This is a genomic window from Lacticaseibacillus rhamnosus, from assembly GCF_900636965.1.
Taxonomy (GTDB): domain Bacteria; phylum Bacillota; class Bacilli; order Lactobacillales; family Lactobacillaceae; genus Lacticaseibacillus; species Lacticaseibacillus rhamnosus.
Genome location: NZ_LR134331.1, coordinates 2,978,237 through 2,988,387 on the forward strand (window position 1 = coordinate 2,978,237; position 10,151 = coordinate 2,988,387).

General features: G+C 47.3%; 9 protein-coding genes. 1 reads left to right on the top strand and 8 read right to left on the bottom strand.

Annotated features, from left to right (window positions below; translation table 11 throughout):
* Positions 1 to 84 precede the first annotated feature (84 nt).
* The gene (locus tag EL173_RS14965) at positions 85 to 291 is read right to left on the bottom strand and encodes a hypothetical protein (RefSeq protein ID WP_014571746.1); all 207 of its coding nucleotides are present in this window, start codon (positions 289 to 291) and stop codon (positions 85 to 87) included.
* Positions 292 to 430: 139 nt separating this feature from the next.
* Positions 431 to 649, bottom strand: coding sequence for a hypothetical protein (locus EL173_RS14970; RefSeq protein ID WP_005690413.1), 219 nt, complete (start codon positions 647 to 649; stop codon positions 431 to 433).
* A gap of 299 nt (positions 650 to 948) precedes the next feature.
* On the opposite strand from EL173_RS14970, the gene EL173_RS14975 reads away from it, so the two are divergent.
* Complete coding sequence (locus EL173_RS14975) at positions 949 to 2,568, top strand: ATP-binding cassette domain-containing protein (RefSeq protein WP_015764796.1); 1,620 nt, start codon at positions 949 to 951, stop codon at positions 2,566 to 2,568.
* Positions 2,569 to 2,693: 125 nt separating this feature from the next.
* On the opposite strand, the gene mnmG is transcribed toward EL173_RS14975, so the two are convergent.
* From mnmG to rpmH, 6 genes are all read right to left on the bottom strand, one after another.
* On the bottom strand, positions 2,694 to 4,595 hold the full coding sequence (gene mnmG, locus EL173_RS14980; protein WP_014571747.1) for a tRNA uridine-5-carboxymethylaminomethyl(34) synthesis enzyme MnmG: 1,902 nt from the start codon (positions 4,593 to 4,595) through the stop codon (positions 2,694 to 2,696).
* 40 nt (positions 4,596 to 4,635) lie between these two features.
* Positions 4,636 to 6,024 carry a tRNA uridine-5-carboxymethylaminomethyl(34) synthesis GTPase MnmE gene (mnmE, locus tag EL173_RS14985; protein WP_005690409.1) on the bottom strand — a complete coding sequence of 463 codons (1,389 nt, stop codon included), beginning with the start codon at positions 6,022 to 6,024 and terminating at the stop codon, positions 4,636 to 4,638.
* A gap of 473 nt (positions 6,025 to 6,497) precedes the next feature.
* Positions 6,498 to 7,265 carry an RNA-binding cell elongation regulator Jag/EloR gene (jag, locus tag EL173_RS14995; protein ID WP_005685697.1) on the bottom strand — a complete coding sequence of 256 codons (768 nt, stop codon included), beginning with the start codon at positions 7,263 to 7,265 and terminating at the stop codon, positions 6,498 to 6,500.
* 17 nt (positions 7,266 to 7,282) lie between these two features.
* On the bottom strand, positions 7,283 to 8,119 hold the full coding sequence (gene yidC / locus EL173_RS15000) for a membrane protein insertase YidC (protein ID WP_005685695.1): 837 nt from the start codon (positions 8,117 to 8,119) through the stop codon (positions 7,283 to 7,285).
* Between the two features lie 29 nt (positions 8,120 to 8,148).
* Positions 8,149 to 8,505, bottom strand: a complete 357-nt coding sequence (gene rnpA, locus EL173_RS15005; RefSeq protein WP_005685694.1) for a ribonuclease P protein component — start codon at positions 8,503 to 8,505, stop codon at positions 8,149 to 8,151.
* Positions 8,506 to 9,265: 760 nt separating this feature from the next.
* Positions 9,266 to 9,406, bottom strand: coding sequence for a 50S ribosomal protein L34 (gene rpmH, locus EL173_RS15015; RefSeq protein WP_003568442.1), 141 nt, complete (start codon positions 9,404 to 9,406; stop codon positions 9,266 to 9,268).
* Positions 9,407 to 10,151 lie beyond the last annotated feature (745 nt).

Here is a 10,151-nt window from a genome sequence, read left to right on the forward strand (position 1 = left end):
GTTTCATTGGTTTCTAGTGTTAACCAATGAAAAAGTGCCTGCCTAAGCAAACACTTTTTCTCAGCATACGTTATGTTCATCCAACTAAGGCGTATTAACCGCAAACAATAAGATGCCTAAAATGACATAAAGTGTTGCCAGCATCAGCACGACGATCAACAGCGTCAGCGCGCATTTCAACAGGAGCGAAAACTGGCTTTTCTTCCAAATAGCAAACAGCCAGAGTACCAACATCACAACCATCAGTAGCATGAGCCCAGACAACAAGATCCGGGGTAAAAAAGCGATCATACCGGTATACCTCACAAATTTGTGCCTGCGATTGGTCGCCATTCATCGCGAATATCGCTGACCGCTCTCAGGATACCAAGGTTCTGCCTCCAGCACAAAAATCCTGCCTCAGCGGCTATCGGCGGCACACAAATGAAGATTACCGCGGGACGAAGAAGACCGCAATTAAAAGCAGTGCGACCACGTAACATCCTTGAGTAACAAGCGCCCCTCTGATCCATCCCTTCATCGGCTGCAAGTTAACTGCATGTTGACTGGTTACTAACAGATAAACACCGGGTAAAATGCCGAAAATAGGCACAAAAGCTAGGATCAACAGGAAAACAAACCACACAGACTGGACTAGACTTTGCTTCATCAAACTGGACAACTCCTTTTAAACGCGGGCACGAACGACACTTGAAAATTGACTAGGTGGTATAGCTAATACAGCTACCAGCATAATATAAATTTATTTGTTTTCATAGGGCAACTTCTGCTCGTTTAATCCCTAGTTCAGCAATTTGTTCGCGGTTTATCTTGACAATCTCAAAAAAAGGGGTTGACTGGTAACTAATATCTTTAGGAGTCGTTTTCGTCCATATACTGATACACTTCCTTCAATTTTGCGACTCCGCTTTAGCAACGGGTTTTGATAGCGTGCAAGGAGTGATTAAAATGAATACATACAGAAAAATCAATTTGCGTTGGGTGTCGCATCAATTACCCGCCTTATTAAAAGTCAAACTTGTTTGCTTTGCGCTTGCTAGTGCCTTCCAGCAACTCTTGTCAGGCTTGGTTTTGGGCCAGCTTGTTGAACTTGACTTTTCGGATAACCTGAAGCTAGCTGAATTCATTTTCTTTGCTGTTGGTTCCTTTGCGATCACTGCCGTTGCCGAATATTACTTTGTCAAAGCCGGACAACGAGCCATTAGGTTACTTAACCAAGCACTAAAGAAGGACTATTTTGATGATGCCCTCTCGAAGTCACTTTCCGAGTCATCTGAAGTATCCGACGTCATTAACCGTGTTGACGGTGTAGCCAAACAAGTTGAACAAAGCTACTTTGAGTCGTTGCTAACAGTCCTTCAAAGCAGTATTACTTTAATTGGATCGGTGATTGTCCTACTCAAACTTAATTTCGTTTTAAGTTTAATTTATCTACTGTTTTCATTAATATCGCTATTGCCAAGCGCTTTTGGCAGAAATAAACTGACGCGCCAAACCGAGAAATGGACACATGCCAATGCTGATTTGATGCTCATCATTAAGGATTTATTTCGCGGCAGATTTGACATCATTAATTTTGGGGCCGGACCCGCCTTTTATGCTCGCTTTAACAACAAGCTTAACCTTGAAGAAGCTGAGTATGAACGAATGAACACGTACCAGTATTGGATTCAGTTTGTGTCATGGTCGTTTGCCATTTTTGCTTATTTATCCCCTATCTTTATTGGCATTATCTTTTTAAGAAATGGGTGGTTTGGGGTCACTAAAGGCATTATTGTGACGTTAACTTTAACCGCAGACTCCGTAATCAGTGGTATTCGCCAACTCACGCAGATTCAAACCAAGATTGTCAGCACTGAAAAGTTACGACGCGTGCCTATTGTCAAAAATGTCTTTCTTACGCCTAACGCCAAGGAATCTCAGCCCGCCGCCAAAGATCCGAAAACATTAGCAATTAATAACTTATCGGTTCAGCGTGACCAGCACGTTATATTCAACCATCTAAACCTAACTCTGGCTCCAGGTGAAAAAATCATTGTAACCGGTCCCTCTGGTATTGGTAAATCGACACTGTTAAAGACCATTACCGGAAGAATAAAACCGACAAACGGCTCGATTCGCTTCCAGGGGCGCCCGATTACTACAGGTGATTTTGTTCTGGTTTCCCAAGATGTATGGTTGTTTAATGCAACTTTGCGTGAAAATATTACGTTGTATCAAAATTACTCGGATGAAACGCTTCATCATATTTTGAATTTAGTCGGCTTAGATCGCGAACTAGGTAGCAATGCGTTGGAAACACACATCCGCGACAATGGCTCCAATTTGTCAGGCGGGCAGGCGCAAAGAATCGCGATTGCTCGAGGATTATTAAGACAAAGCCCCATCTTCTTATTCGATGAAATTTCTGCAAACCTAGATGATGCGAATGCTTATAAGATCAGAAAATTAATGTACTCACTCCCTTCAATTGTCATCGAAGTCGCTCACCATTACGATAGCGCGTTAGCCAAAGAAAACGGGATTCACGTAAAGAAGAACTTACTGGGTGCATCGCTTACTAGCTAATCGCCATGGTGTTCTGCATAGGTGTAAAGAATCTACCGGGAGCAGTTTTGTATTAAAAAAACCGCGATCACACTGACCGCGGTTTTTTTAATACAAATATTCTTAGTACCTTCTCCAGCAACCCGTTACTGTGCCACCTTACTAATTCGTCCCTGTTCAATATACACGGACAAAATAGCGACATCAGCCGGATTGACACCACTGATTCGGCTTGCTTGGGCAATGGTTTCCGGTTGAATCTTAACCAGCTTTTGCCGTGCCTCGGTTGCTAAGCCATTGATCGCTTCGTAGTCGATGCGCGCCGGAATCTTTTTGCCTTCAAGCCGTTTCAACTTGGCCACACTAGCTTCTTCTTTGGCGATGTAGCCGGCGTATTTGATCTGGATCTCAACCTGTTCAATCACCCGATGATCCAAGGTTGGGGTTTCCGGTAAGAACTGCGCTAGCGTCTGATAATTGATTTCCGGACGCTTCAAGAAGTCACTGGCTAAGACCCCATCTTTAAGTGGGGCAAAATGATGAGCCTCAAGCCACGGGTTGACATCCTTGGGCTTCAGGCGGGTGTGCTCAAGGCGTGCTAATTCATCGGTAATGGCTTGACGCTTAGCCAAAAAGTCTGCATAGCGTTGATCACTAATCAGGCCAAGTTCATGTCCCATTGGCGTTAAGCGCAGATCCGCATTGTCATGACGCAGTAACAACCGATACTCGGCGCGACTGGTTAACAAACGATAAGGTTCATTCGTTCCTTTTGTCACGAGATCATCTATCATCACGCCAATATAAGCATCTGAACGCTTCAACGTGAAGGGTCCTTTGCCTTGAGCGCGGCGGGCAGCATTAATCCCGGCCACAATTCCCTGCCCGGCAGCTTCTTCATAACCACTGGTACCGTTCATTTGTCCGGCGGTATACAAATTCCGCACAACCTTAGTTTCCAACGTTGCCTTCAACTGCCATGGCTCGATAACATCATACTCGATGGCATAACCAGCGCGCATGAGTTCGGCATGTTCCAATCCCGCCACACTGTGCAGCATTTTCAACTGGATTTCCTCAGGCATGGACGTTGAAAAGTCCCCCACATAATATTCCGAGGTGTCGCGGCCTTCAGGTTCCAAGAATAATTGATGCCGCGGCTTATCAGCAAAGCGAACAATTTTATCTTCAATGGATGGACAGTAACGCGGCCCGACTCCCTTAATCACGCCGGAAAACATCGGCGCGCGATCCAGATTCTCCCGAATAATCTGATGAGTCGTCGCGTTGGTGTACGTCATCCAACAACTCAACTGATCTTTGAGATAAACCGAATCCGGCGTTGTAAAACTAAAATGATTCGGTGTTTTATCGCCTGGTTGTTCTTCGGTTTTGGAAAAGTCAATCGTATTGCCATTAACACGCGGCGGAGTTCCGGTTTTGAAGCGGCGCAGCTTAAAGCCCAGCTGCTCCAGATTTTCAGAGAGCTTAATGCTTGGCAGACTATTGTTAGGGCCGGAACTATACATGAGTTCGCCGATAATAATTTTACCGCGGGAACTGGTGCCAGCTGTTAGCACAATACTCTTGGCGCGATAAATGGCCCCGGTAGCAGCCACGATGCCGACTGCCTTACCATCTTCGACCAGCACTTCGGTAGCGAGTCCCTGCCGTAAGTCCAAATGCGGCGTATCTTCAATGACGTGTTTCATACTGCGGTGATAGGCCGCTTTATCTGCTTGGGCACGTAATGCGCGCACTGCCGGACCTTTACCCGTGTTGAGCATGCGCATCTGGATGTAGGTCCGATCAATATTCTTCCCCATTTCACCGCCGAGGGCATCAATTTCACGGACCACAATTCCTTTGGCCGGACCGCCTAAGCTGGGATTACATGGCATAAATGCCAACATTTCCAGGCTGATCGTCAGTAATAATGTCTTTTCGCCCATGCGTGCTGCAGCCAAGGCCGCTTCACAACCAGCGTGACCAGCACCGACAACGATGACATCATAAGTGCCGGCTTCAAATTTCTTTACTTCAGGCATCTGTTTTCCTCCAAGCATCTGTTTTTCACACGCTCATGCGCTACTTACCCAGACAGAACTGACTGAATAGTTGGGTAATTAATTCATCTGGGGCACTTTCGCCGGTAATTTCGCCAAGCTTGTCCCATGCCGCGGTCATATCAATTTGCACCAAATCAATTGGCATCCCGGCATGAATCCCGGCCATGACCGCATCCAGGCTTTTGCTAGCTTGCCGCAATAAGCCGATTTGGCGCGCGTTGGAGACCATGACTGTTCCCTGACTATTTTCAATGCCGCCAAAGAAGAGTTTGGCAATTCGCTCATCCAGTGCATCCATGCCATCACTAGTTGGAATGGCGGTTTTGATGATTTCATCGGCATCAACCAATTGCAGCAACGCCGCCGTGTCTAAACGCGCAGGCAAATCCTGTTTGTTCAACACGATGATCCGTTTCTTATCAGCCGTTGCCGCAAGCAGCTGCTTGTCTTCCGTTGTCAGCGGCTCGCTTTGATCCAAAACCAGTAAAATCAGATCTGCCTGCGTAATGGCCTGCCGAGAACGTTCCACGCCGATTTTTTCGACTTTATCGGTGGTGTCGTGAATCCCAGCTGTGTCAACGAGCTTCAACGGGACCCCGCGAACATTGACGTATTCTTCAAGGACATCGCGCGTCGTTCCGGCAACATCGGTCACAATCGCTTTTTCCTCGTGCAACATGTGATTCAGTAACGAGCTTTTCCCAACATTTGGCCGGCCGACAATGGCAGTGGCCAAGCCTTCACGCAACACTTTTCCTTGGCTGGCAGTGGTTAGGAGCTGCTCGATCGCCTTTTTGACGGTTTGAGCCTTTTCCAAAAGCATTTTAGTTGTCATTTCGTCCGTATCGTACTCCGGATAGTCGATATTAACTTCGACTTGAGCCAACACTTCAAGAATTTCCTGCCGCAGCTGTTTGATTAAATGGTGCAGGTTCCCATCAAGCTGATTGACAGCCACCTGCATAGCGCGATCCGTTTTTGCCCGGATCAGATCCATCACCGATTCCGCTTCAGTCAAATCAATGCGGCCATTTAAAAAGGCGCGCTTGGTGAATTCCCCCGGCTCAGCCATACGCGCCCCTTCGCCAAGCAACAACTGCAAAATCCGATTGGTCGCCACGATCCCGCCATGACAGTTAATTTCCACAACATCTTCACGCGTGAACGTCTTTGGTGCCAGCATAACGCTGACCATGACTTCATCAATCAAATCACCGGTTTCGGGATCGACAATATGACCGTAATGAATGGTATGACTTTTAACTTGGGTGAGATCTTTGCCTTTAAAAACCTTATTGGCAGTGGCAACAGCCGTTTCGCCACTTAAACGAACAATACTAATCGCCCCTTCGCCAGGTGGTGTCGAGATGGCTGCAATTGTGTCATAAGCCGTAATAGATGTCGCCATATGCAAAAACTCCTTTTGATGATGTGAGAATCGCTGTGTTGGTTGGAAAATGGGTGGATGCCGCGGTGTGAGACGTTTGAATCCTACGCTGGGTCGCGCTCGATCATAACGCGCTCCCCGGCGCAGAAGTCTGCGTGTAAGGACCTCAGTCGCAATGGCCAAAGACCGGCCATCACGTCTGAGGCCGCTTACACTCCAACTTCTAACCGCTCCGGCTCGCGCTCGATCATAACGCGCTCCCCGGCGCAGGGACCTGCATGTAAGGACCTTGGTCGCAATGGCCAAAGACCGGCCATCACGACCAAGGCCGCTTACACTCCGGTCCCTAACCGCTCCGGCTCGCGCTCACAAAAAAAGCGCAGAACCCAGCCTTTCCCTATCGTTAGAAAAGGCTGGATAAAGCACTTTGACTACTTCATCGTGATTAAACTGTGATCATCATACTGAAATGTTGCTTACTTGTCAAAAGTTAGTTATGGGCGTTTGGGGGTGACGACGACATAGCGCCGGGGATCGACGCCTTCGGAATGGGTGTCGACGTATTGATTGTCCGCCAGTGTTGTATGGATCGCCTTGCGTTCAAACGATGGCATTGGGTCTAAGTAAATGGCTTTGCCGGTTGCCAGAACTTCGCGCGCGGTTCGTTCAGCTAAGCGGGTCACGGTTGCTTGGCGGCGTTCGCGATAGTCGCCGACGTCCAGCATGATGGTCCACTTGCTTTTACCATAATGGTTAAACTCGGTTTGCGCTAAGTATTGAATCGCATTGATAATCTTGCCATGTTTGCCGATTAGCAAGCCTTCCTCATCGGTTTTGAGTTGGAAGGTAACGGTATTACCTTGGCGCTCGCTGCTGACTTGGGTTTTGATGCCCATGCCGCTAGTAATATCTTCCAAATAACTTTGTACCATCGCCAGCGCCGTTTGATTATCGCGCTTTTTAGTGGTGATGTCGTTAAATGCGCTGGCAATCTTTTTACCGGCGCTATCAGTTAACGCTACCGCCAGTTTGCCGGCGCTTGATTTCCCGGTGGCAGGTTCTTTTGCTTTAGGATCAGGCGCGGGATCTGCCGGTGGTTCGAGTGGTTTCAAGTTAACAATCGCTGGCTTGCGCATGAATCCAAGGAAGCCATTCTTATTTTCCTGAACCACTTGGACGCTCACGGCATCACGCGGTAAGCCCAGTTGCTTGAGTCCGGCCTCAATGGCTCTTTGAATCGTACTGCCTTGAAAGGTTGGCATCTTGCTTCCTCCCGTTGTTATTTACGCCGTTTGGTCGCTTTTTTATACGCTTTTCTAAGTGCGCGTTCTTTTTCCTTCTCGGCCCGTGCTTTTTCTTCACGTTCGCGCCGAATCTTAAATGGATTTTGAATCAACAATTGCTGAACCATTGAAAAGGCGTTGGTAACAACCCAATAAATGGCCAGCGCACTTGGTAAGGTAACGGAGAATACAAAAATCATAGCCGGTGAAATGATCATCATCACCCAGCTGCTTGAATTGCGGGTCGGTTGGGCCATCATCGATAAAATACTGGTTCCCAACGTAAATAAGGTTGCCAGAATCTGCATAATCCACAATGGGTCAGGTTGTGACAGGTTCATCCATAGAAAAGTCCCGGATTGCAATGAAGAAGTTCGTAAAATCGCTTGATATAGTGCGATCAGGAACGGCATCTGGATCACAATCGGCAAACAGCCCATCACCGGGTTAACGCCAGCTGATGCATAAAGCTTTTGCGTCTCGTCGCGGAGTTTGGTTTGGGTTTCGGTGTCTTTTGAACTGTATTTTTTCTGTAGTTCTTTTAACTGCGGGGCGATTTCCTGCTGCTTGGCCATGCTCTTGATGGACAGATAGCTCAACGGGAAAATCAAAATCCGGATAATTAAGGTAAAGGCGATGATCCCGACACCAGGATTTCCGCCAAACAAATTGGCCAGCCAGATAACAAATTGACCGGCAGTATAAACCACATAGCGATCCCAGAATCCGGTACTGTTTTCTGACACCGGCGCCGTTCCACAGGCAGTCAGAAGAAAGACTAGACTCAGCATGCTCACAATGACGAGCAGGCGTTTGAATTGACGATTTTTCACAAATAATCCCTCTCTTAATCTCAACATGGTCAAATGACCTCGATATCTTCGTTCAGGATGCCCGCCAACCGCATGACATGAATCAGGTTCTTCTTTGTCTCAGCCATATCAAGCTGATTAGCGGACTTACGCGCGATAACCAAAAAATCAGTCTGGGGATCAATCTCAGGCTTTAGCTCCAACAGACTCTGGCGAATATAGCGTTTTATCTGATTACGCATGACGGCAGTGTGGCCGACTTTTTTGCCTACAGAGATGCCCACCCGAAAATGCGGTTGATCGCGTTTCATGTGATAGATCACAAAATTACGATTGGCAACCGAATCACCATGGTCAAACACATTTTGAAATTCAACTTCTTTTTTGATCCGATATGACTTGCGCAATGATGCTCCCTCACAATCTGGTTCTAAGTATACAAGATGACAAGATGTTTTCCTATATGTATCAGCGGCTAACGACAGGTTTCTTTTCAGCCCGCTAAACAGCCTCATAAACGCAAATGAACGACAACGACCAACAATCGGGTCATTGCCGTTCATTGGTTGTGACGTGTCAGCGCATGGGTTAAACGCGGTGCCGGGTCATTCATGGAAAAATGCGGGTAAGCGTTTTTGGGTGACTGCCTTTGCTGTGCTAATTAGTCGCTTGGTGATGTTGCGAGTGGTTCAAGAACGTACCGATTGATTGCAGACAACGCGCTCTCTGTAACAGAGCTGCCTATCGCAACTGTTGACGGCTCCGAAACGCGCTCACCAGCGCAGAAGTCTACGTGTAAGGACCTGAGCCGCAATGGCCAAAACCCGGCCGACCTTATCACGGCTCCGAAACGCGCTCACCAGCGCAGAAACCTGCGTATAAGGACCTCTGGACCCAATGGCCAAAGCCCAGCCGACCAATTACGGCTCTGAAACGCGTTCGCCGGCGCAGAAGTCTACGTATAAGGACCTGAGCCGCAATGGCCAAAGCCCGGCCGACCAATTACGGCTCCGAAACGCGCTCTCCAGCGCAGAAACCTGCGTATAAGGACCTCAGACCCCAATGGCCAAAACCCGGCCATTGGGGTCTGAAGCCACTTATACTCCGGTTTCTAACCGCGCTGGTTCGCGCTCTGCTCTAAAAAAAACCACTGACGCGGTCAGTGGCTTAGGCAGATAATACTTTACGTCCTTTAGCGCGACGGCGTGCTAAAACTTTGCGGCCGTTCTTTGTGCTCATCCGCTTCATGAAACCATGAACACGTTCGCGATGACGTTTCTTTGGTTGGAAAGTCCGCTTGGTTGTCATTGACGACACCTCCTAGTTAAAACCGATTTATCTTATTAAGATGACTTGCATTATCAGACATCATCCGAGTTTACACGAGGAAGCAAGCCGCGTCAAGGCTTTTTCACTGACATCGTACATCTTTTTAGGATTTGAACTGGGTCAGTTGCAGCAATCGGGTTTGTGGATAACTTGTGTGTTGTTAAAATACAAAGCTTATTTCATGCACAGGCTGCGCACAAGTAATTTGCAAGTTCACATCCATGTTTACATAGTTATCCACAGGCTGTAAATCGCCTGTTCATATCTTGTGAAACACTTACGGCTACAAGGTTTTGGTTCCACAGACAAATTGTGCATAACTTGCAATTTGGGGATTTTGGCTGCAATCATCCTCAGCCTTGGGGATAATTTGTTCGCACCCTGTTTCTTTTTCGATTTTTTGTTTGTGGAAAACTGTGATTTCTGTGGAAAACTCCTTTCTGCAATGCTAAACTTATTTTTGCAGAACATTTTTGGCACTAACCGAAAATCCATGATCTAACTAAGCTGATTCGCCTAAATAATGCCGTTATCTCGCTTGTTGCGGCGTTTGGGTAACTGATTGGCTTTACCTAAATCGAAACTAGTGTACACTTATCCACCTGTCGACAACTTTTGCGGTTGCCTTGGCTTTTTGTGCGCTAATCATTATGTTTGACTACCATCAATGTTGGCTATCGGTTTTGGGACGCCGATGCCAACCGTTATTAGAGGAGGGGCGTTT